The following is a 22,215-nucleotide window of genomic DNA, read 5'->3' as shown; positions in this document are numbered from 1 at the left end:
CGAACGGCCGTCGGCGTCGGACCGGGGAAAGGACCGTCAGCGCCGGACCAGGCGGCGGGCCCCGGCCAGGGCGCGGACGGCCTGGTAGGCGCCGTAGCGGCCGTGGCCGAGCAGTTCGAGGCGCACGCCCTCGACGCCGGCGGGCGGGCGGTAGCCGGCCGGGCGCAGGCGGGCGCAGTGCTCGGCGGCGCGGCGGAAGTACTCGCGGCGGTCGCCGGCGGGGACGCGGCCGGGCTTGGCGACGACGGTGTTGAGGTGGTGCAGCATCTTGCCGTAGACGACCGGGCGCCAGTGGTCGAGGTCGGGGCGGCGGTCGAGGAAGGCGAAGACCAGGTCGTACTGGGCGAAGACGTCGAAGTGCTTGCGGCCGGCGGTGGCGAGGATGTTTCCGCCCTCCTGGCGCTGGCGGTAGTGCACGCCGATCTCGTCGAGGAGGGTGATGCTCCCGGCGGCGAGCAGCGCCGGGTACGTCCAGGGGGTGTCCTCGTAGTAGCCGGCCGGGAAGACCAGCCGCTGCTCGGTGACGAAGTCCCGGCGGTACGCCTTGTTCCAGACGACCTGGAGCAGGTCGAGCAGGTCGGGGCGGGCGGCGAGGTCGAAGACGTCCGGGGAGGGGGCGCCGAAGACGTGGGCGGAGGCGGCGCGGGTGATCCGGCCGTCGGCGTAGGTGCGGGCGTAGTCGTAGACGAGGACGTCCGGGTCGCCGGTGGCGCGCAGGCGGTCGTCGATGCTCCTGAGCAGGCCGGGGGTGAGGGTGTCGTCGCTGTCGAGGAAGACGACGTAGTCGCCGGTGGCGACCTCCAGGCCCGCGTTGCGGGCGCGGCCGAGGCCCACGTTCTCGGGCAGGTGCAGCACCGTCACACGCGGGTCCGCGGCGGCGGCCCCGTCGAGGAGGGCGCCGCAGCCGTCCGGGGAACGGTCGTCCACGGCGATGAGTTCCAGGCTCGGGCCGTCCTGTCCGAGGACCGAGTCGAGACACTCGATCAGGTAGTCCTGGACCTGGTACACGGGCACGATGACGCTGAAACGGGGCACGGGCCCAGCGTAGTGGGCCCGGGCCGGGGCCTGGCGCTTAGGTAGGATCGGGGGCAAAACGCACCGATCCCCGTGCGGTCAGGCCCGTCCCCGGGCGGCTCCGCTCCTCCAGAGAAAGGCCGCGTAGCCGATGGCTCCCCGCCTCTCCATCGTCGTTCCGATCTACAACGTCGAGCGCTACCTCGTCGAATGCCTCGACTCGATCGCCGCCCAGACCTTCACGGACTTCGAGTGCGTCATGGTCGACGACGGTTCGAAGGACGGCAGTGCGGCGCTCGCGGAGGCGTACGCGGCGAAGGACTCCCGGTTCCGCCTGGTCCGGCAGGTCAACAAGGGCCTGGGGGCGGCCCGCAACACCGGCATCCGGCACATCGACCCGGACTCGCAGTTCCTGTGCTTCGTGGACAGCGACGACTCGATGCCGCCGAGCGCGTACGAGCTGATGATCAACACGCTCGACGAGACCGGCTCCGACTTCTGCACCGGCAACGTGCTGCGGTTCCGCGCGGTGGGCTACTACCAGTCCGGCGGGCACCTGAAGCCGTTCAAGGAGACCAGGCTCAAGACCCACATCACGGAGATCCCGGCGCTGGTCACCGACCGCACCGCCTGGAACAAGATGTACCGCCGGTCCTTCTTCGACGCCGCCGACATCCTGTACCCCGAGGGCATCCTCTACGAGGACGCGCCGGTCAGCGTGCCGCACCACTACCTCGCCGCGAGCGTGGACGTGCTGTCCGAGCCGATCTACCACTGGCGCGAGCGCGAGGTCGGCGAGATGTCGATCACACAGATGCGCACCAACCCGAAGGGCCTGGTCGACCGGGTCGCCTCGGTCGAGCTGGTCCGCGCCTGGCTGCGCAACCGGACCGAGCCGCGCTTCGCCGAGTACCTGCGCTCCTACGACGAGAACACCCTCGTCGAGGAGATCCCGATGTTCTTCTGGTCCGTCGTGGACGGCGACAAGGAGTACCGGGACGCCTACCTCCAGAACGTCAGCCGGCTGCTGCGCGCCATCGGCCCCGAGCAGGTCCGCAAGCTGCGCGCGCCGCTGCGGCTGAAGTACCACCTGACCCTGCAGGGCCGCATCGACGAGCTGGTCGAGCAGATCCGGTACGAGGGCGAGAGCGGCGGCGGCGTGCAGGCCCGCGGCCTGCTGCGGCCGTACGCCGACTACCCGTTCCTGCGCGGCGGGCGCCGCAGCGTGCCGGCCGGGGTGCTCAAGCTGGACAACTCGCTGGTCATGCGCAGCCGGCTGTACGGCAGCGCCTGGGTGGGCGGGAAGCTGGAGCTGACCGGGCACGCGTACCCGGAGCAGCTGGGCGCGGCCGGCAAGCACGACATGGTGCGCACGCTGGTGCTGCGGGAGACCAACGGCCGCCGGGTGATCGCGGTGCCGATGAAGACCACGTACAGCCCCGAGGCCACCGCCAGCTGCAACCACGACCTGTACACCTGCGACTGGTCCGGCTTCAGCGTCGCGATCGACCCGAAGAAGCTCCGCAGCCGCGGCCAGTGGAAGGACGGCCACTGGCGCGTCCTGGTGGCCGGCGCGGGCAAGGGCGGGGTGTACAAGGGCCGGATCTCGGCGGGCTGGAGCGACAGCGCCGAGCACCTCCCCTCGCACTGGGTCGAGCCGGATGTGCGGATCACCCCGTGGGTGCGGGACAACCACGTGCACCTGCGGGTGGAGACCGTCGGAGCCCGGGTGACGGGCCTGACCGCCCGCAACGACCGGCTGGAGATCTCCGGCACGGCCCGCTCCGGCCCGAGCTTCGCCGGGGGCCGGCTGCGGCTGACCCACGTGGAGTCGGACCGCCACGTGTCCTTCCCGCTGGAGCTGGGCGTGCCGGCCGGCTCGCTGCAGCCGTTCACCGTGGACGTCCCGATCGCCGAGCTGACGGCCGTGCGCGAGGCCTGGGCCGAGCTGGACCCGGTGGCCGGCGAGCGCAGCCGCGACCGCTGGGACGCCGTCCTGGAGCCGGCCGACGGCGGGACGATCCAGATCGCCTGGGACGAGCGCAACGCGCCCGAGCAGCTGCACCTGCCGCTGAACCCGGGCGCCCCGACCGACCTGCGCCGGGCGCTGTACTCCAAGCCCTCCCCCGGCGGCCACCTGCAGCTGGTCGACCAGGTGCTCCAGCCGGTGGTGGACGAGGTCTCCGCGCGCGGCGAGGACGGCTTCCTGCTCAGCGGCTCGTTCCCGCTGCCCGGCGCGCACCGCTGGGAGCTGGTGGTCCGCCACCACTGGCGCGAGGAGGAGCACGTCTACCCCGTGGAGATCGCGGACGGCCGGTTCCGCACCGCGCTGCCCGCCGTGCCGACCGCCTCCTTCGCCGGGCGGGTGCCGCTGACCAAGGGCACCTGGAACGTCTACTTCCGCCCGGTCGGCTCGACGGCCGAGGCACTGCCCGACGCCTCCGCGCTGCTCGGCCCCGGCTGCTTCGGCACGCTGCCGCTGGAGGTGGAGTCGCGCGGCAAGCGCATCGCGCTGGAGCGCCGCCGCCACGACGGCCTGTCGCTGGAGTCCCACGCGGTGCTGCTGCCCGAGGAGCGGGCCGGCTACCGCCAGCGCCAGGAGCGCACCGTCGACTACCCGGCCGCCCGCCGCAAGCCGGTGCGCGACGCCGTGCTGTACCACGTCGGCGAGATCAGCCGGTACGGGGACTCCCCGCGCGCCGTCCACGAGGAGCTGGTCCGCCGCGGCCTGCCCCTGGAGCACCTGTGGAGCAGCGACGACATGCAGGCGGACCTGCCGGGCACCGCGCGCTCCGTGCGCATGTGGAGCCCGGAGTGGTTCGAGGCGCTGGCCACCGCCAAGTACATCGTCACCAGCACCCACCTGCCCGAGTTCTTCGTCCGCCGCCCCGGCCAGGTGGTCGTGCAGACCTGGCAGGGCAGCCCGCTCAAGCAGGTCGGCTTCGACTTCGAGAAGGTCTGGTTCACCGACTCGAACTACCTGAAGGGCCTCGCCCGCGAGGTCCAGCACTGGAACCTGCTGGTGGCCGGCAACAGCTGGTCGGCCCCGGTGCTGCGGCGCGCCTTCGACTACCGCGGCGAGATCGTCGAGAGCGGTTCGCCCCGCAACGACCTGCTGTTCGCGGCCGACCGGGAGAAGACCGCCGAGCAGGTCCGCGAGCGGCTGGGCCTGCCCGAGGGCAAGAAGGTCGTGCTCTACGCACCGACCTGGCGCGAGGACCGGCGCCGACCGAACGGCGGCTACCAGATCGACCTGCGGATCGACCTGGAGGCGGCCCGGGCGGCGCTCGGCGAGGACCAGGTGCTGCTGGTGCGCCGCCACCACCTGATGTGCGGGCAGATCCCCGACGCCGGCAACGGCTACGTCTGGGACGTCGGCAGCTACCCCGACATGGCGGAGCTGCTGCTGATCGCCGACGTGCTGGTGACCGACTACTCGGCGAGCGTGTTCGACTTCGCCTCGACCGGCAAGCCGCTGCTGTTCTTCACGTACGACCTGGAGCACTACCGGGACAACCTGCGCGGATTCAGCCTGAACTTCGAGGCCGAGGCGCCCGGCCCGCTGCTGGCCACCTCGGAGGACCTGGTGAAGGCGCTCGGCCGGATCGACGAGGTCGCGGCCGAGTACGCCGACAAGGCGGCCGCTTTCCGCGAGGCGTACTGCGACCTGGACGACGGAAACGCCTCGGCCCGCGTGGTCGAGGCCATGCTCCGCCAGGAGTAGCGAGGGCTTTTCCGGGGCGCCCGACACCACCGGTGCGGGCGCCCCCGGCAATTCCTGGGAATCGACTGAGAGAAATCACACTACGTTTACGACCTTTGCGTCCGCTTTGCCCTCCGGCCGGTGATTGGCGAGCGAATCTTCGGCGAAATTCGACGCTCCGTACGGTTGACCGGGAACGTCGCCGAGGTATGGGATGTGAGATCGGCCCCGACCCCCCTGAGCAGAACGGATCGTCGGCCACGCTCCCGGTACACCGCCATGACCGGGAGTCCCGTTCCCCGAAGGGCCATCCCCACCATGCCTGTGCTCACACGGTTCGTCCTCCCCCATGCCGTACCCCGTGTGACCACCGACCGGCCCGCCGCGGACGAGGACGTGGCCTTCGGCCTGCTGCGCGCCCGCTGGCACGCCCGGGGCCTGGAGCTCACCGGCTTCGCCCGGCCCGCGGACCTCGACACCGGCCGCCCCGGCTCCGCCTGGACCTGGCTGACCCTGCGCCACCGGGACCCCTCACGACCGCCCGTCCACCTGCGGTCGAGACCGCGCAGGATGCCCGAAGTCACGGACGACAGCGCCCAGTCCGCGTTCAACCACGACTGGTCCGGCTTCACCGCGCTCGTCGAGCCCACCCGGCTGCGCCGCGACGGCCGGTGGCTGCTCGGCGACTGGCGGATCGAGACCACTCTGTTCACCCGCCCCGCCCCCGCCCGGCTGCGCCGCCGCTACGGCACCCTCGCCCCGCACTGGTGCGGCTCCGGCGAGTACCCGCCGGCCCGCTGGGTGGACGGCGACGTCCGCCTCCAGCCGTTCTTCCAAGACGGCCGGCTCACCCTGCGTCTCGAACGCCCCGGCGCCCGGCTCACCGAGGCCGCCCCCGGCCCGGACGGCCTCGACCTGCGCGGCGCCGCCGACTCCTGCCCCTCCGGCACCGTGCTGCGGCTGCGCCACCGGGAGAGCGAGGCCGTGATCGAGCGCCCCCTCGCCCGCACCGGCAACACCTTCTCCGTCCACCTGCCGTACCGGCCGTTCACCGAGGACGGGCGCGGCACCGGCCGCCTGGAGCACTGGGACGCCGAGCTGCTGTTCCCCGACGGCGGCACCGAGCAGCTCTGCCTCGACGAGCGCGGCGGCCCGGTCGCCGGCCAGCACCCGCTGCCGGGCGCCCCGGACCGGGCGCTCTACCTCAAGCACCTCGCGGACGGGCGCCTCCAGCTGTGCGTCCAGCCCCCGGCCGGCTTCGTCGACCGGATCACCGGGCGCGCCGGCGCCTTCGAGCTCGCCGGCCACTGCCCGGGCGCGGCCGAGGACGGCCTCGAACTCGTCCTGCGGCACGACTCCCTCGCCCAGGAGGTCCGCACCCCCATATCCGCCACCGGCGACGGCCGCTTCCTGGCCCGGGTGCCCGCCACCCGCACCGGCTCGGACGGCGTCGCGCTGCCGCTGCGCAAGGGCGTCTGGGGCGTCTCCCTGGAGCCCGCCGACGGCTCCGGCCCCGGCCGGCCGCTGCTCGCCGCCCCCGCCGTGCTGCCCGCCCTGCCCGCCGCCACCACGGCCGGCGGCAAGCGCGTCCTGCTGCAGCGCCGCTGGGCCGACACCCTGCTCGTGGACTCCACCCCGGTGCTCGACGCGACCGAGCGCAGCGCCTTCACCCAGCGGCGCCAGCGCACCGAGCGCTACCCCGCCGCCCGCCGCGAACCGGTGCGCGAGGCGGTGCTGTACGACGTGTTCGGCGGCCGCGGCTACGCCGACTCCCCGCGCGCCGTACACGCCGAACTCGTGCGCCGCGGCGAGGCGTTGGAGCACCTGTGGGTCGTCGACGACGCCCAGGCCGACCTGCCGCCCGGGGTGCGCGCCGTCCGGATCTGGAGCCCGGAGTGGTACCGCGCGCTGGCCACCTGCCGCTACCTCGTCGGCAACACGCACTTCCCGGACTTCCTGGAGCGCCGCCCCGGCCAGGTCGTCGTGCAGACCTGGCACGGCTCGCTGCTCAAGCGCATCGCCCACGACGTCGAGAACTCCTGGCTGTCCGACCACGGGTACCTGGAGGCGCTCGACCGCGAGACCCCGCAGTGGAGCCTGCTGCTCTCCCCCAGCCCCTTCGCCACCCCGATCCTCCGGCGCGCCTTCCACTACGGCGGTGAGGTGCTGGAGTCCGGCTACCCCCGCGGCGACGTCCTCGCCCGCGCCGACCGGAGCACCGCCGAGGCCGTCCGCCGCAAGCTCGGCATCCCCGAGGGCAAGCGGATCGTGCTGTACGCGCCGACCTGGCGCGAGGACCAGCAGCGCGGGGACGGCCAGGGCTTCCGGCTCGACCTGAAGCTGGACGTGGAGCACGCGCGGCGCCTGCTCGGCGAGGACCACGTGCTGCTGATCCGCCCGCACTCGCACGTGCGCGAGCCGCTGCCCTCGGCCGGGGACGGCTTCCTGTACGACTGCGGGGACTACCCGGACCCGCAGGAGCTGCTGCTCGTCGCGGACGTCCTGGTGACCGACTACTCGTCGATCATGTTCGACTTCGCGATCACCGGCCGCCCGGTCTACTTCTTCACGTACGACCTGGAGCACTACCGCGACACCCTGCGCGGCTTCTACTTCGACTTCGAGCGGGACGCCCCGGGACCGCTGGTGCCGACCTCCGCCGAACTGCTCGGCGCGCTGCGCGAACTCGCGGACGGCGAGGCCGAGTTGCCGCCCGGCTACGCCGAGCGCTACCGCCGCTTCCGGGCCGCGCACTGCGCGCTGGACGACGGCGGGGCGGCCCGCCGGGTGGTCGACCGGATGCTCGAACTCGGGAGCGCCGCCGAGTAGTCCTGCGGCGCGTCAGGCCCTCGGGAGAACGCGCTCGGGAGAACACGCTCAGCCGAACACGCTCAGCCGAACGCCCTCAGCCGAACGGGTAGGCCCGCCAGGGCCGCCAGACCTCGTCCGCGTCGAACCGGGAGAGCGAGAAGCCCGGCACCCGGAAGGACGCCCGGTAGCCGCGCGACTGCTCGTACGCCCGCTCCAGCACCTCCTCGCTCAGGCCGTGCGCGACCGTCACGTGCGGGTGGTACGGGAAGGCCAGTTCGCGGGCCAGCGGGCCCGAGCGGACGTCCGCCTCCAGCAGCCGGCACTCCTGCGCGCCCTCCTCGACCCGGACGAACACCACCGGGGAGACCGGGCGGAAGGTGCCGGCCCCGCGCAGCAGCATCCGGAACGGCCGGTGCGCGGCCGCCACCGCCGCCAGGTGCTCCTCGATCTTGGGCAGCAGCTCGGCGGGCACCTCCGTCGGCGGCAGCAGGGTCACGTGCGTCGGTATCGACCGGGCCTGCGGATCGCCGTGCGCGGCCCGGGCGTCCTGGAGCTGCGTGCCGTACGGCTCCGGGACGCTCACGGACACGCCGATGGTGAGGGGAGTCACCGCTTGGCGGCCGGGAGGAAGCCGATCCGGTCGTAGACCGTCGCCAGCGTCTCGGAGGCGACCGCGCGGGCCTTCTCGGCGCCGATCGCGAGCACCCGGTCCAGCTCCGCCGGGTCGTCCAGGAAGCTGCGGGTGCGCTCCTGGAAGGGGGTGACCCACTCGGTGTAGAGCTCGGCCAGCTCGGTCTTGAGGGCGCCGTACATCTTGCCCTCGAAGTGCGCGACCAGCTGCTCGACCGACTGCCCGCTGAGCGCGGAGTGGATGCGCAGCAGGTTGGAGACGCCCGGCTTCTGCTCCTCGTCGTAGGAGACGACGGTGCCGGTGTCGGTGACGGCGCTCTTGATCTTCTTGGCGCTGGCCTTCGGCTCGTCCAGCAGGCTCACCAGACCCTTGGGCGAGGAGGCCGACTTGCTCATCTTGATGGCCGGGTCCTGGAGGTCCATGATCTTGGCCGTCTCCTTGAGGATGTACGGCTTCGGGATCGTGAACACCGGGGCGTAGCGCGAGTTGAAGCGCTCGGCGATGTCCCGGGTGATCTCCACGTGCTGACGCTGGTCCTCGCCGACCGGGACGGCGTCCGCCTGGTAGAGCAGGATGTCCGCGATCTGCAGGATCGGGTAGGTGAACAGGCCGACGGTGGTGCTGTCGGCGCCGTACCGGGAGGACTTGTCCTTGAACTGGGTCATCCGGGACGCCTCGCCGAAGCCGGTGAGGCAGTTCATCACCCAGGCCAGCTGCGCGTGCTCGGGCACGTGCGACTGGACGAACAGGGTGCAGTGCTCCGGGTCGAGGCCCGCGCCGAGGAGCTGCGCGGTGGAGATCCGGGTGTTCTCGCGCAGGGTCGCCGGGTCCTGCGGCACGGTGATCGCGTGCAGGTCGACCACCATGTAGAAGGCGTCGTTGTCCTTCTGCAGATCGACCCACTGGCGCACCGCGCCCAGGTAGTTGCCGAGGTGGAACGAGCCGGAGGTGGGCTGGATGCCGGAGAGCACCCGGGGACGGTCCTTGACCGGACCGGTGACCGCTGCGTTGACCATGCGGGCCATTGTTCCAGTTCCCCCGCTCGGTCAGGAAACCTCCGGCCCTTCGGGTTCCGGCGGTGTGACGGCACTCACCCCGACCCGGGCGATCCGGCGGCCCTCCAGCTTGGCGACCGTCAGCAGCACGCCCTGGCCGCTCTCGGCGACGATCCGCGCCTGGTCGCCCTGCCGGGGCAGGTGGCCGAGGGAGGCGACCAGGCAGCCCGCCACCGTCTCGTAGGGGCCCTCGGGCAGGGCGACGCCGGTCTCCTCCTCGAAGTCGCCGAGGTTGAGCAGGCCGTCCAGCTCCATGCCGCCGCCGGCCAGCCGGCGGGTGGTGGCGGTCTCGGGGCGGTCGTACTCGTCGCGGATCTCGCCGATGACCTCCTCGACCAGGTCCTCCAGGGTGACGATGCCGGCCGTGCCGCCGTACTCGTCGACGACGATGGCCAGGTGGTGGCCCTCGCGGCGCATCTCGCCCATCGCCTTCAGCACCCGTTTGGTGCCGGGCAGCAGCTTGACCGGGCGGGCGAGGTCGCGGACCTTGACGGCCTGCTCGCCGCGGGCGCCGTACAGGTCCCGGACGTGGACGAAGCCGACGACGGCGTCGGCGCTGCCCTCGACCACCGGGTAGCGCGAGTGCGGGGAGGTCTCGGCCTGGTGGCGCACGGCGGCGAGCGGGCGTTCGGCGTCCAGGAAGGTCACCTCGGTGCGCGGGACCATCACCTCGCGCAGCTGGCGCTCCCCGGCGGAGAACACGTCGGCGATCAACGCCCTTTCGTCGCTGCCGAGTTCGGTGTTGGCGGCGACCAGGCCGCGCAGTTCCTCGGAGCTCATCGAGCCGCGGCCGGCGGCCGGATCGCCGCCGAGGAGGCGGACCATCAGGTTGGTGGAGTGGCCGAGCAACCAGATCACCGGGCGCAGCGCCACCGACATGACGTCCACCACGGGCGCGGCGACCACGGCGATGGACTCGGCGCGCTGCAGGCCGATGCGCTTGGGGGTGAGCTCGCCGAGCACCAGCGAGACGTAGCTGATCACCAGGGTGAGGCCGACCAGGGCGAGGGCGTCGGCCACCCCCGGGGAGAGGCCGGCCTCCACGAACACCGGGGCGACCTTGCCGGCCAGGGTGTCCGCGCCGAAGGCGGCGGACAGGAAGCCCATGCACGTCACACCGACCTGGACGGCGGCCAGGAACCGGTTGGGGTCGGCGGCCAGGTGCGCGGCCCGGGCCGCGCGCCGGGTGCCGTTCGACTCCAGGGTGCGGATCTGGCCCTCGCGCAGGGAGATCAGTGAGATCTCGGCGACGTTGAACAGCCCGCCCAGGAGGATGAACACGAGGACGAGCGCGGCGTCGCCGATGGTTTCGTTCACAGCCGGTCAGTGTAGGGCGGCCGTGCCACGGCGACGGCCCACCGCCCCATCGAGGGGTGGCGGGCCGTCGAACGCGTGGGGAGGGGGGCTCAGATGAGGCCCAGCTCCTGGACCGCGTCGCGCTCCTCGACCAGCTCGTTGACCGAGGCGTCGATGCGGGCGCGGGAGAAGTCGGAGATCTCCAGGCCCTGGACGATCTCGAACCTGCCGTCCTTGGTGGTGACGGGGAAGGAGGAGATCAGGCCGGCCGGGACGCCGTAGGAGCCGTCGGAGACGACGCCCATGGAGGTCCAGTCGCCCTCGGCGGTGCCGTTGACCCAGGTGTACACGTGGTCGATGGCGGCGTTGGCGGCCGAGGCGGCCGAGGAGGCGCCGCGGGCCTCGATGATGGCCGCGCCACGCTTGGCGACGGTCGGGATGAAGTCGTTCTCCAGCCACGCCTGGTCGCTGCCGGCGGCCTCGAAGGCCGGCTTGCCGGCGACCTCGGCCTGGAAGATGTCCGGGTACTGGGTCGCGGAGTGGTTGCCCCAGATGGTGACGCGCTTGATGTCGGAGACCAGGGCGCCGGTCTTGGCCGAGAGCTGGCCGAGGGCGCGGTTGTGGTCCAGACGGGTCATCGCGGTGAAGCGCTCGGCCGGGACGTCCGGGGCGTTGCGCTGGGCGATCAGGGCGTTGGTGTTGGCCGGGTTGCCGACGACCAGGACCTTGATGTCGTCCGCGGCGTTGTCGTTGATGGCCTTGCCCTGCGGGCCGAAGATGCCGCCGTTGGCCGACAGCAGGTCGCCGCGCTCCATGCCGGCGGTGCGCGGGCGGGCGCCGACCAGCAGGGCGACGTTGGCGCCGTCGAACGCCTCGTTCGGGTTGTCGGTGATCTTGATGTCGCGCAGCAGCGGGAAGGCGCAGTCGACGAGCTCCATCGCGGTGCCCTCGGCGGCCTTGAGACCCTGCGGGATCTCGAGGAGGCGCAGGTTCACCGGCACGTCGGCGCCGAGCAGGTGGCCCGAGGCGATGCGGAAGAGCAGCGCGTAGCCGATCTGGCCGGCCGCTCCGGTGATGGTGACGTTGACGGGGGTGCGAGTCATTTCTACCTTCTCCAGCAGATCGCCAGGTGCCCCAGGCACACCGGCGCTGGAGCCAGGATGATCTCTCGACATCGAGAGACCGGCGTCAGGTTACCGCAAAGCGGGGCGTACGCCCGATGTCCGGGCGTGGCTGATGCGTCACAGCCGAAAGGCGGCCCCCGCCCCCGCCCATAGATTCCATGGGGCGAGGGAGGGGGCCGCCGTGGACCTGCGGATCAGTGCTTGGGCCTGCCGATGAGCTGGCCGATGTTGTCCAGCCAGGGCATCTCCAGCCACGGGTTCGGCTGCGCGACGAGCGTCAGCAGCACGATCGAGGCACCCAGGAAGCCCATCACGATGACGTCGGTGAAGCGGCTGCGCACCGCCAGCATGCCGACCTCGGGCAGGACGAGCCGCAGCACGGCCCCCAGCAGCACGCCGCAGCCGAGGATCAGCAGCCCGTACCTGAAACCGTCCTTGAAGTCGGCGAACCAGGTGACCGCGAGACCGGCCCCGACCACCGACAGGACCAGGGTTATGGGCCACTGCCGGACCGGCAGGGCGTGGCCGGAGCCGAGGGCCGCGCGCGAACCCTCGGGCGGCAGGGTGCCGGTGGTCTTGACCGGCCTGCGCCGGGACCGCGCCGGTCGCGGTTCAGACATGCTCGCCGTCTCCCTGGGGTGTCAGACGCCGGCGCGGCGCTCGGCCGCCTCGACGATGTTGTTGAGCAGCATCGCGCGGGTCATCGGGCCCACGCCGCCCGGGTTCGGGGAGATCCAGCCCGCCACCTCGGCCACGCCGGGGTGCACGTCGCCGACGATCTTGCCCTCGCTGCGGCTGACGCCCACGTCCAGCACCGCGACGCCCGGCTTCACGTCCTCCGGCTTGATCAGGTGCGGCACGCCCGCGGCGGCCACGATGATGTCGGCCTTGCGCAGGTGGTAGGCCAGGTCCCGGGTGCCGGTGTGGCACAGGGTGACGGTGGCGTTCTCGCTGCGGCGGGTCAGCAGCAGGCCGATCGAGCGGCCGACCGTGATGCCGCGGCCGACGACGACCACCTCGGCGCCGTCGATCGGCACCTCGTGGCGGCGCAGCAGCTCGACGATGCCCAGCGGGGTGCAGGGCAGCGGGCCCTCGATGCCCAGGGTCAGGCGGCCGAGCGAGGTCGGGTGCAGGCCGTCCGCGTCCTTGTCCGGGTCCATGAGCTCGAGGACGGGGTTCTGGTCCAGGCCCTTGGGCAGCGGCAGCTGGACGATGTAGCCGGTGCAGGTCGGGTCGGCGTTGAGCTCGCGGACGACGTTCTCGACGTCCTCCTGGCTGGCGGTGGCGGGCAGCTCGCGCTGGATGGAGGCGATGCCGACCTCGGCGCAGTCCTTGTGCTTCCCGTTGACGTACCAGCGGCTGCCCGGGTCGTCGCCGACCAGGACGGTGCCGAGGCCGGGCGTGACGCCCTTCGCCTTGAGGGCCGCCACGCGGGCGGCGAGTTCGGACTTGATCGCGGCGGCGGTGGCCTTGCCATCGAGAATCTGGGCGCTCATGACCCCATTCTCCCGGATCGCGGAACGCCCCCGAACCAGGGGCGACACCGGCGGAAGGTCCGGACCACGTTGCGGTTGCGCCACAGTCTCGCGCCCCGTCCGGCAACCGGCTGGACAGGGCCGTGCCGTCCGGTTGACGATGTCGGGGCATACCCTGCCGCGACCGGCCCCGTGACGGGCCGCCGGACGCCGCGGCGGGGCGTACCCGGGGGAAGATGTGAGCCGACCACAGCAGACCGAGCAGCCCGACCGCCCACGCGCGCGGCCCTTCGCCACGCGCCCGCGCACGGCCCCGCTCGCCGCCCGCTCACCTCGCCGCTGAGCCCCGCGCCGCCCGTCACCGTCGCCGGGCCGTCGGCGCGCTCGACCACCGTCCCGTCCAGGTCGGCCGCAGCAGACCAAGCAGCCCGACCCGCCGGCCGCAACCGGGTCCTCCGCCGTCCCGTCCCCGCGTCCCCGTAACTGCCCGGAGGCATCCATGAGTTACCCGCCCGACCCGAACAACCCGTACGGCCAGAAGCAGCCCCAGGGTTACGGCTACCCGCAGCAGCCCCAGCCCCAGCCGGCCGGGTACGGCTACCCGCAGCCGCCGCAGCCTCAGCCCGCCGCGTACGGCTACCCGCCGGTGGGTCAGGGCTACGGCTTCCAGCCGGCCGTGCCGCAGAGCATGCCGGGCCTGGTGCTGACCACCCGCGTGCTGCTGTTCGTCATCGGCGGCGTGCAGGTCATCCTGACGGGCATCCTGCTGCTCGTGGCCGCCACCGCCAAGCACGAGGCCAACACCCGCCACGGCGACACCGCGGTGTTCGGCAACGCCGCGGCCGGCGTCCTGCTGGTGCTCGGGATCGTGTACCTGCTCGCCTCGGTCCTGTCCATCACGCTCGGCGCGAAGTTCGGCAAGGGCGGCCCGGCGACCAGGATCACCACCCTCGTGTACGGCTGCATCTCGCTGCTGCTGGGGCTGCTGGTACTGATCAGCGGCCTGTCCCAGAGCTCCACGAGCAACCCGGGCGGCCCGTTCGGGCTCATCATCGGTGCGCTGTGGATCGGGATCGCCATCCTCTGGATCGTCGCCATGAGCACCCGGGACGGCGTGGCCTGGTTCAACCGGCCGCGCTACTGACTGACTGACTGACTGACGGACGGACTGACAGCGTCCGACGCCAACGCAGCGGCCCGGTACCTCCGAGGAGGTACCGGGCCGCTGTGTCATGCCGTCAGTGCGGGTCCGTCAGTGGAAGAAGTGCCGCGCGCCGGTGAAGTACATCGTCACGCCGGCCTTCTGGGCCGCCTCGACGACCTGCTCGTCGCGGATCGAACCACCGGGCTGCACGATCGCCTTCACGCCGGCGGCGATCAGGATCTCCGGGCCGTCCGGGAACGGGAAGAAGGCGTCCGAGGCGGCGTACGCGCCCTTGGCCCGCTCGCCGGCCCGCTCCACCGCGAGCTTGCAGGAGTCGACCCGGTTGACCTGGCCCATGCCGACGCCGACCGAGGCGCCGTCCTTGGCCAGCAGGATCGCGTTGGACTTGACGGCCCGGCAGGCCCGCCAGGCGAAGGCCAGCTCGGCCAGCTCCGCCTCGGAGAGCGCCTCGCCGGTGGCGAGGGTCCAGTTCGCCGGGTCGTCGCCCTCGGCGTGCACCCGGTCCGCGTCCTGGAGCAGCACGCCGCCGGAGATCGGGCGCACCTCCTGGCGGTTGGCCGGGGCCTCGGCGGCGAGCAGCACGCGCAGGTTCTTCTTCTTGGTCAGCACCTCGAGGGCGCCGTCCTCGTAGCCCGGGGCCACGACGACCTCGGTGAAGATCGGGGCGATCTGCTCGGCCAGCGCGACGGTGACCGGGCGGTTGACGGCGATCACGCCGCCGTACGCGGAGACCGGGTCGCACTCGTGGGCCTTGCGGTGCGCCTCGGCGACGTCGGCGCCGGTCGCGATGCCGCACGGGTTGGCGTGCTTGATGATCGCGACGGCCGGCTCGGCGTGGTCGTAGGCGGCGCGGCGGGCGGCATCGGTGTCGACGTAGTTGTTGTACGACATCTCCTTGCCGTGCAGCTGCTCCGCGCCGGCCAGGCCGCCGGCGCCATCGGTGTAGAGCGCGGCGCCCTGGTGCGGGTTCTCGCCGTAGCGCAGCACGTTCTGGCGCTCCCAGGTCGCGCCCAGGAACTCGGGGAACTCCGCGTCGCTCGGGGCGTAGCCGGCCTCGAACCAGGAGGCCACGGCCACGTCGTAGGCGGCGGTGTGGGCGAACGCGGCACCGGCCAGGCGCTTGCGGGTGGCCAGGTCGAAGCCGCCCTCGCGGACGGCCGTCAGGACGTCCTCGTAGCGGGCCGGGTCGACCACGACGGCGACCGAGGGGTGGTTCTTGGCGGCGGCGCGGACCATGCTCGGGCCGCCGATGTCGATCTGCTCGACGCACTCGTCCGGGGTGGCGCCGGAGGCGACGGTGGCCTTGAACGGGTAGAGGTTCACCACGACCAGGTCGAAGGGCTCGACGCCCAGCTCGGCCAGCTGCGCGCGGTGCGACTCCAGGCGCAGGTCGGCGAGCACGCCGGCGTGCACGCGGGGGTGCAGCGTCTTCACGCGCCCGTCCAGGCACTCCGGGAAGCCGGTCAGCTCGGAGACCTCGGTCACCGGGACGCCGGCGGCGGCGATCCGTCCGGCGGTGGAGCCGGTGGAGACGATGGCGACCCCGGCGGCGTGCAGGCCCTGGGCCAGCTCCTCCAGACCGGTCTTGTCGTACACGCTGATCAGCGCGCGACGGATCGGACGGACGTTCTCGGAGACAGGGGGGGTGGTGGAGCTGGCACTCATGCCGGAATCCATACCTTTCGGTCCTCGATGCGGTGACCTTCGCGGGCCAGCCGGCCCACGACGTCGACGAGCAGCTTGCGCTCGACAGTCTTGATGCGCTCGTGCAGCGCGTCGCCGCCATCGGCGTGGTCGGCGTCGACGACCTCGACGACGCCCTGCGCGATGATCGGCCCGGTGTCCACACCGGCGTCGACCAGGTGAACGGTGCAGCCGGTGACCTTCACCCCGTACGCGAGGGCGTCGGTGACGCCGTGGGCGCCGGGGAAGGCGGGCAGCAGTGCGGGGTGGGTGTTGACGATCCGCCCGGCGAAGGCCGCGACGAACGCGGGGCCGAGGATCTTCATGAAGCCGGCCGTCACCACCAGGTCCGGCTCGTGGGCGGCGACGGAGGCGGTCAGCACGGCGTCCCAGTCGGCGCGGTCCGGGAAGTCCTTCACCCGGTGGACGAAGGTCGCGATGTCCGCCTTCGCGGCACGCTCCAGGCCCGCGATCCCGTCCCGGTCGGCGCCGACGGCGACGATCTCGGCGCCGTAGGCCGGGTCGGCGGCGGCGTCGATCAGCGCCTGCAGATTGGTTCCGGAGCCGGAGACCAGCACCACCAGGCGGGCCGGTCCGGGCGTGCGGGGCGGGAAGAGCTGAGCGGGGGCGGCGGCCACTGCGCGATTCTCCGTAGGTCGGGCGCCGCCCGCTGGTACGTCCACCGGCGGTGGGGCCACTACGAACGGCAGGTCGAGCAAGGGGGAACACCAGGGGAACCCGCCGCGACGCGGGCCCCGGGGAACCGTGGTGAGCTGCTGACCGTCACCACGATAACGGCTGGTCGGACGGCCTCCACACGCCCTCGGCGGCGCTACGCGCGTAGTTGAGACGGGGATCTCCTCACGTTCGCCGTACGGGAGTTGCGGGCGGCGCGGCGAGGTGCCCCGACGTGCCGTCGCGGCGGTACGGCCGGGCGGCTCGGCCGCTGCCGGGCGGCGGCCGGGCGGCGGCGGGGCGGGCCGCCCGGTGGGCCGGTGAACGGCTGCGGGATCATAGGGGACGCCGGGGCGACGCTCCGGCCGACCGAGCCTCCGAGCCGACCGGTCCTCGACGGATCGACCGACCGGGCCACCGACCGAGAAGGAATGGCCGAACCATGAGCAGCGGTGACGACACCGGCGAGCGCAACCCCTTCGCGCCGCCGCCGGCGGATGCCCCGGACCAGCCGTGGCAGCCGCGCGGTCCCCGGCCCGGCGAGGGCGGCGACCACGGCCCGGTCGACGGCGGGCCGGGTTCCGGCGCCGATGCCGGTCCGGGCTCCGGGGAGCGCCCGCCGTTCCCGCCGCCGTGGGGCGCGGGCCTCGGCGACGGCCGGCCCGGCCAGCGGCCCCCGGCCCCGCAGCCGCCCCGGCTCGACCCGACCAACCCGGCCCACCGCCGGGCCCGCAACGCCGCCCTCGCCGGGCCGCTCGCGCTGGTCTGCCTCTTCCTGGGCCTCCACTGGCTCGCCCTGCTCGTCGGCCTGCTGGGCATCGCCTGGGGCATCAGCGCCATGCGCACCCCCAAGCCGGCCGACACCCGCACCGGCAACGCGCCGTACGAGCCGCCGGCACCGAACCCGCTCACCCCGGCCGCGCTCGCGGGCATCCTGACCGGCGCGATGACGGTGGTGGTCACCACCTCGGTGATCGGGCTCGGCCTCTACTACCACGAGTACGAGACCTGCGTGCAGGACTCCCTGACCTCGGTCGGCGCCGACAACTGCGACCGGTACGCGCCGAAGTGGTACGTCGACTTCACGGGCAACGCCGAGTAGGGGCCGCTCAGGCCTCAGTCCTCAGTTCTCGGTCCTCAGTCCTCGGTCGCCGGTCCCCGGTCCTCCGTCGGACGGCGCGTACGCAGGGAGGACAGGCGCAGGACGGCCGCGTACGCCCCGGCGCGCAGCCGCAGCGCACCCCGGCGTGCGAGCCCCGTCCACCGGGACGGCGCCAGGGCCGGCTGACGGACCAGCAGCGCGCCCGGAACGGCCACCAGCGCGACCCAGCCCGCCGCCGCCAGGCCCGTCCACCACGGCACCGGCCCCAGGCGGGCCATCCGCTCCGCCGCCAGCGCACCGCCCGACAGCCAGGCCAGCACCGCCGCCCCCACCCCGGCCGGCAGGGCCACCGCCAGGCCCGCGACCACCGTCGCGGCGGGCGCCCAGGGCTCACGCGCCGCCGCCCGTCCCAGGAGGAGCGCCGGCACCACGCCCGCCAGCGCCGGCAGCAGCAGCGCCGCCCACCGCCAGCCGCCCGGCCCCTCCGCCGGGAGCAGGGCGAGCATCGGGAAGTCCGGCAACGGACCCAGCCGCGTCCCGGCCGGCGCCACCGCCGTACCCGCGCCCACCGCGAACCCCGGGCCCAGCGCGTACGCCGCACCCCACACCACCGCGTTCGGCAGCAGCACCACGGCCAGCAGGACCAGCCCCGCCAGCGCCGCCGGCCCACCCGCCAGCCACGCCGCGCCCCGGCCACCCCCGGCCACCGCCGAGAGCAGCGCCGACACCGCGACCAGCACCCCGCCCGCCGCCACCAGGCCCGCCCCGGCCGCGAGCGCGGCGCGTCCCACCGCTTCCGCGCCGGCCGTCGGACGGTACGGCGCCGGCAGGCGGTCGAGCAGACCGAGGACGGGGTGGGCGCGGGCCTCCGGATCCGCCGACCGCACACCCGCGGCCAGCGCGGCCCCCGCCACCAGGGCCACCACCAGCACGTCCAGCAGCACCCGGCTGCGGAACACCCCGGCCCCCGCACAGTGCAGCGCCACCCCGACGGCCACCGCGCAGTACCCCGCCCACAGCGCCACCGGCCCGCCCCACCGCGACCGCAGCCCGCGCCGCCGCTCCAGCGCGGCCCCCTCCCGGTACAGCCGCACCACGGCCAGCACGCCCAACAGCAGCGGCGTCACCGACAACGGCGCCTGCGCACCCCCGCGAAGCACCGGCGCGCCGTGCCCCAGCAACCACAGGGCCGCCGCCAGACGGGTGGCACCGGCGGCGCCGTCATCCGCGTACGGGGTGATCACCCAGAGCCCGAGAACCGGCACCCCGACCACCGCGAGCCCGACCAGGGCCGTCCGCACCCCCGTCAACAGGTCGGCGGGCACCGGGCGTCCGCCCACCTCGCCCGGAACCCCGAGGATCGGACGACCCGTCAGCTGCGTCATGCGCCTCATGGTGCCAAGGCGACTCGCCATGCTCCGTGAAGCGGCAAACCACCGCCGTGTCCCAGATTATTGGCTTATGCGCATTTTCAGACCCTGCCCCCAAGCCGCCGGCGCCCCGGCCCGGAGCGTCTGATGACCACGCCACCCACCCACGAGCCCGACCTCGCCCACCTGCTGCGAAAGCTGACCCCCCGTGAGGCCCAGGCCCTCGCCCACCTCGCCGCAGGCCACGACCTCGCCCACATCGCCACCACCCTCGGCGTCACCCCCACCACCGTCCGCAACTACCTCCACCGCGCCATGCGCAAACTCGGCGCCCCCACCGCAGCCGCCGCCATCGCCCTCGCCCACCCGGCTGGGGCGGAAGCGGGCGCGGACGGCCCGACGGCGGGCGGCGGAGGCGGCCCGGCGCAGCCCGGCGACGTGGCCTCGGGCGGTCCTCAGCCCAAGGCGCCGACCGCCGGCCCGCAGCGCGGTGGCGCCCCCACCGGCCACGGGCAACCGACCGCCGCAGCCCGGCGAAGCGGTGCGGACGGGGGCGACCGGACACGACGACGCAACGCGGTCACCAACCGTTCGGCGCAACCGGGCACCACGGATTCAGGCGGTCGTCAGCCGAAGGCTCCGACCGCCGGCCCCGAGCGCTCCGGCACCCCGGCCGACCCCGAGCAGTCGGCCGCCCACTCCCCCACCCCGCTGTCCGGCGACATGCGCCACGGCAGGCGGGCTGAAGGCACCGGGACCAAGTCGCCCGGCGAGGTGCCCGCCACGGCGGAGACGCGTGGTGGGCAGACGGACAACACCGGCGTGAGACCGAGCAGGCAGGCGCCAGACAACGTGGCTACGAAGCAAACCGGCAAGCGGGACATCGGCTCCGGGGCGAAGGTGACCGCTGATCCGCCCGCCACGGCGAAGGCGCGTGGCGGGCGGAGCGACGACCGTGCGGCGAAGCCGGGCGGTCAGGCGGGCGGCGATGTGGGCGGCGATGTGGGCGCGGCGGCGGGTGAGGGCGTGCTCGGTGCTGCTGCGAGGGTGCCCTCCGCCGCGGCTGCCGGTGGCGTCTCCGGTGCGGCGGCGAAGCCGGGGGTGGAGGCGCCCTCTGCGGCGGTGGCCGGGGGTGGGGGGTTCGAGGGGCTGTACGAGGGGGCGTATGTGCGGCTGGTGCAGCAGGTGTTCCTGCTGACGGGGTGCCGGCATCGGGCGGTGCACTGTGTGCGGCTGGCGTTCGGGGAGGCGCGGCGGGGGTGGGCGCGGGTGGGGGTGTCGGGGGATCCGGAGGGGTGGGTGCGGGGGCGGGCGAGTGAGTTGGCGTTGTCGCCGTGGCATCGGGGTGGGCCCAGGCGGGCGCACGGGTGGTCGTGGCCCCGGCGGCGGATCAGGGTGCGGCCGGCGGACGAGGGGCAGGCGGTGCTGCCGGATCACGACCGGCTGACGGATCGGGACCGGGCGTTGTTGAAGGCGTTGAAGCGGTTGTCGCGGCCGCAGCGGCGGGCGCTGGTGCTGCACGACGGGCTGGGGCTGCCGGCGGAGGCGGTGGCGATCGAGGTGGAGTCGACGCTGGCGGCGGCGCAGGCGCGGGTGTGGTCGGCGCGGGTGGCGCTGGCGGGGTGGGTGCCGGATCTGGTGGGGCCGGATCCGGCCGCGCCGGGGTTCGCGGACGGGCTGAGCGGGCTGCTGCACCGGGCGGCCGTGCGCGGGTGTCCGCAGCCGCACCGGGCGGCGGTGCCGGTGTTGCGGGCGCGGCACCGGTTGTCGACGGCGAGCCGGACGGGCGCGGCGGCGCTGCTGACCGTGGCGGTGGGCGGGGCGACGCTGGCGACGCTGGCGGGGTTGCGGCCGGCGGTGCTGATGCGGCCGCCGGAGCCGCCCGCGCCGGCGTTGTGCGTGGCGGCGCCTGGGGCGGAGGTGGAGGCGCCGGGGGTGCCGGTGCTTCCGGGCGGTGAGCCGGTGGGTGTGCGGAGTCTGTGGTGCAGTCCGGCGCCGGGGCTGGAGGCGGTGGTGGTGGAGCCTCAGCCGCAGGCGGCGGGCCGGTGGAGGCAGCCGCAGATGGGCCGGGGTGCGGACGCTCCTCCGCCGGCGGGCCCGGCGGCCTGTCCGGTGTTCGTCGTCCGTCCGTGCACCCACGGGGCGCCGTGACGCACGAGCGCCCCCGCCCCCTCGGAGAGCCGGGGGGCGGGGGCGCTCGGTGCGCCGCTGACGAGGGTCAGCCGGCGATGATCTCGCGCGCCAGGCGGGCGGTCTCGGACGGCGTCTTGCCGACCTTGACACCGGCGGCCTCGAGGGCCTCCTTCTTGGCCTGGGCGGTGCCCGAGGAGCCGGAGACGATGGCGCCGGCGTGGCCCATGGTCTTGCCCTCGGGGGCGGTGAAGCCCGCGACGTAGCCGACGACCGGCTTGGTGACGTGCTCGGCGATGTAGGCCGCGGCACGCTCCTCGGCGTCGCCGCCGATCTCACCGATCATGACGATGATCTCGGTGTCCGGGTCCTCCTGGAACGCCTTGAGGGCGTCGATGTGGGTGGTGCCGATGATCGGGTCACCGCCGATGCCCACGGCCGAGGAGAAGCCGATGTCGCGCAGCTCGTACATGAGCTGGTAGGTCAGGGTGCCGGACTTCGAGACCAGGCCGATCTTGCCGGAGGTGGTGATGTCGGCCGGGATGATGCCCGCGTTGGACTGGCCGGGGCTGATGAGGCCGGGGCAGTTCGGGCCGATGATCCGGGTCTTGTTGCCCTTGGCGCCGGCGTAGGCCCAGAAGGCGGCGGTGTCGTGCACCGGGACGCCCTCGGTGATGACGATCGCCAGCGGGATCTCGGCGTCGACGGCCTCGACCACGGCGGCCTTGGTGAACGCCGGCGGGACGAAGAGGACGGAGACGTCGGCCCCGGTCTTCTCCATCGCCTCGGCGACGGAGCCGAAGACCGGGATCTCGGTGCCGTCGACGTCGACCGTGGTGCCGGCCTTGCGCGGGTTCACGCCGCCGACGATCTGGGTGCCGGAGGCGAGCATGCGGCGGGTGTGCTTCATGCCCTCCGCGCCGGTCATGCCCTGGACGATGACCTTGCTGTCCTTGGTAAGGAAGATAGCCATGGTGTTGA

16 protein-coding genes are annotated in these 22,215 nt (G+C 73.6%); 5 read left to right on the top strand and 11 right to left on the bottom strand.

The genetic code is table 11. The features are described 5' to 3' along the window. Positions 1–36 precede the first annotated feature (36 nt). On the bottom strand, positions 37–1,035 hold the full coding sequence (locus ACIBCA_RS12410) for a glycosyltransferase family 2 protein (protein WP_396282798.1): 999 nt from the start codon (positions 1,033–1,035) through the stop codon (positions 37–39). Between the two features lie 130 nt (positions 1,036–1,165). Here ACIBCA_RS12410 and ACIBCA_RS12405 point away from each other — a divergent pair, with 130 nt between their 5' ends. Together ACIBCA_RS12405 and ACIBCA_RS12400 are read left to right on the top strand one after the other, a co-directional pair. After that, positions 1,166–4,738, top strand: coding sequence for a CDP-glycerol glycerophosphotransferase family protein (locus tag ACIBCA_RS12405; protein ID WP_396282797.1), 3,573 nt, complete (start codon positions 1,166–1,168; stop codon positions 4,736–4,738). A 342-nt stretch (positions 4,739–5,080) separates the two neighbouring features. Continuing rightward, on the top strand, positions 5,081–7,546 hold the full coding sequence (locus ACIBCA_RS12400; RefSeq protein ID WP_396282796.1) for a CDP-glycerol glycerophosphotransferase family protein: 2,466 nt from the start codon (positions 5,081–5,083) through the stop codon (positions 7,544–7,546). A gap of 76 nt (positions 7,547–7,622) precedes the next feature. On the opposite strand, the gene ACIBCA_RS12395 is transcribed toward ACIBCA_RS12400, so the two are convergent. From ACIBCA_RS12395 to ACIBCA_RS12370, 6 genes are all read right to left on the bottom strand, one after another. Beyond that, on the bottom strand, positions 7,623–8,111 hold the full coding sequence (locus ACIBCA_RS12395; RefSeq protein WP_396282795.1) for a 2'-5' RNA ligase family protein: 489 nt from the start codon (positions 8,109–8,111) through the stop codon (positions 7,623–7,625). Between the two features lie 23 nt (positions 8,112–8,134). Next, complete coding sequence (gene trpS, locus ACIBCA_RS12390) at positions 8,135–9,130, bottom strand: tryptophan--tRNA ligase (RefSeq protein WP_396282944.1); 996 nt, start codon at positions 9,128–9,130, stop codon at positions 8,135–8,137. Positions 9,131–9,205: 75 nt separating this feature from the next. Beyond that, positions 9,206–10,531: a hemolysin family protein gene (locus ACIBCA_RS12385; RefSeq protein WP_396282794.1), complete on the bottom strand. Its 1,326-nt coding sequence runs from the start codon at positions 10,529–10,531 to the stop codon at positions 9,206–9,208. Positions 10,532–10,620: 89 nt separating this feature from the next. After that, positions 10,621–11,613, bottom strand: a complete 993-nt coding sequence (locus tag ACIBCA_RS12380; protein WP_396282793.1) for a malate dehydrogenase — start codon at positions 11,611–11,613, stop codon at positions 10,621–10,623. 215 nt (positions 11,614–11,828) lie between these two features. Continuing rightward, positions 11,829–12,254 carry a DUF3017 domain-containing protein gene (locus tag ACIBCA_RS12375; protein WP_396282792.1) on the bottom strand — a complete coding sequence of 142 codons (426 nt, stop codon included), beginning with the start codon at positions 12,252–12,254 and terminating at the stop codon, positions 11,829–11,831. Positions 12,255–12,275: 21 nt separating this feature from the next. Next, a complete protein-coding gene (locus ACIBCA_RS12370) occupies positions 12,276–13,130 on the bottom strand; it encodes a bifunctional methylenetetrahydrofolate dehydrogenase/methenyltetrahydrofolate cyclohydrolase (protein WP_396282791.1) in 855 nt (284 codons plus the stop codon). Positions 13,131–13,608: 478 nt separating this feature from the next. Between ACIBCA_RS12370 and ACIBCA_RS12365 the strand changes: the two genes are divergently transcribed. Further along, positions 13,609–14,253 (top strand): hypothetical protein, encoded by a 645-nt coding sequence (locus tag ACIBCA_RS12365; RefSeq protein ID WP_396282790.1) that lies wholly within the window; start codon positions 13,609–13,611, stop codon positions 14,251–14,253. Positions 14,254–14,361: 108 nt separating this feature from the next. Here ACIBCA_RS12365 and purH read toward each other — a convergent pair whose 3' ends face one another. Beyond that, positions 14,362–15,939 carry a bifunctional phosphoribosylaminoimidazolecarboxamide formyltransferase/IMP cyclohydrolase gene (gene purH / locus ACIBCA_RS12360; protein ID WP_396282789.1) on the bottom strand — a complete coding sequence of 526 codons (1,578 nt, stop codon included), beginning with the start codon at positions 15,937–15,939 and terminating at the stop codon, positions 14,362–14,364. After that, positions 15,936–16,595 carry a phosphoribosylglycinamide formyltransferase gene (purN, locus tag ACIBCA_RS12355; RefSeq protein WP_396282788.1) on the bottom strand — a complete coding sequence of 220 codons (660 nt, stop codon included), beginning with the start codon at positions 16,593–16,595 and terminating at the stop codon, positions 15,936–15,938. Before purN ends, purH begins: the two co-directional genes overlap by 4 nt. A gap of 479 nt (positions 16,596–17,074) precedes the next feature. On the opposite strand from purN, the gene ACIBCA_RS12350 reads away from it, so the two are divergent. Next, complete coding sequence (locus tag ACIBCA_RS12350) at positions 17,075–17,734, top strand: hypothetical protein (RefSeq protein WP_396282787.1); 660 nt, start codon at positions 17,075–17,077, stop codon at positions 17,732–17,734. A gap of 35 nt (positions 17,735–17,769) precedes the next feature. Here ACIBCA_RS12350 and ACIBCA_RS12345 read toward each other — a convergent pair whose 3' ends face one another. Next, complete coding sequence (locus ACIBCA_RS12345; RefSeq protein ID WP_396282786.1) at positions 17,770–19,119, bottom strand: DUF6350 family protein; 1,350 nt, start codon at positions 19,117–19,119, stop codon at positions 17,770–17,772. A 132-nt stretch (positions 19,120–19,251) separates the two neighbouring features. Between ACIBCA_RS12345 and ACIBCA_RS12340 the strand changes: the two genes are divergently transcribed. Continuing rightward, entirely contained in the window at positions 19,252–21,255 is a 2,004-nt protein-coding gene (locus ACIBCA_RS12340) for a sigma factor-like helix-turn-helix DNA-binding protein (protein WP_396282785.1), read from the top strand. 67 nt (positions 21,256–21,322) lie between these two features. On the opposite strand, the gene sucD is transcribed toward ACIBCA_RS12340, so the two are convergent. Further along, positions 21,323–22,207, bottom strand: a complete 885-nt coding sequence (gene sucD / locus ACIBCA_RS12335; RefSeq protein ID WP_396282784.1) for a succinate--CoA ligase subunit alpha — start codon at positions 22,205–22,207, stop codon at positions 21,323–21,325. Positions 22,208–22,215 lie beyond the last annotated feature (8 nt).

Origin of the sequence: Kitasatospora sp. NPDC051170 (assembly GCF_044455705.1) — a bacterium.
Lineage (GTDB): Bacteria > Actinomycetota > Actinomycetes > Streptomycetales > Streptomycetaceae > Kitasatospora.
Note: the sequence above shows the minus strand (reverse complement) of the source record. Positions and strands in the feature narration are given on the sequence as shown.

Coding starts and splice junctions, on each gene's coding strand:
- ACIBCA_RS12405 (WP_396282797.1), top strand. CDS start 1,166: ATGGCTCCCCGCCTCTCCATCGTCGTTCCGATCTACAACGTCGAGCGC.
- ACIBCA_RS12380 (WP_396282793.1), bottom strand. CDS start 11,613: ATGACTCGCACCCCCGTCAACGTCACCATCACCGGAGCGGCCGGCCAG.
- ACIBCA_RS12375 (WP_396282792.1), bottom strand. CDS start 12,254: ATGTCTGAACCGCGACCGGCGCGGTCCCGGCGCAGGCCGGTCAAGACC.
- ACIBCA_RS12370 (WP_396282791.1), bottom strand. CDS start 13,130: ATGAGCGCCCAGATTCTCGATGGCAAGGCCACCGCCGCCGCGATCAAG.
- ACIBCA_RS12365 (WP_396282790.1), top strand. CDS start 13,609: ATGAGTTACCCGCCCGACCCGAACAACCCGTACGGCCAGAAGCAGCCC.
- purH (WP_396282789.1), bottom strand. CDS start 15,939: ATGAGTGCCAGCTCCACCACCCCCCCTGTCTCCGAGAACGTCCGTCCG.
- ACIBCA_RS12350 (WP_396282787.1), top strand. CDS start 17,075: ATGAGCAGCGGTGACGACACCGGCGAGCGCAACCCCTTCGCGCCGCCG.
- ACIBCA_RS12345 (WP_396282786.1), bottom strand. CDS start 19,119: ATGACGCAGCTGACGGGTCGTCCGATCCTCGGGGTTCCGGGCGAGGTG.
- ACIBCA_RS12340 (WP_396282785.1), top strand. CDS start 19,252: ATGACCACGCCACCCACCCACGAGCCCGACCTCGCCCACCTGCTGCGA.
- sucD (WP_396282784.1), bottom strand. CDS start 22,207: ATGGCTATCTTCCTTACCAAGGACAGCAAGGTCATCGTCCAGGGCATG.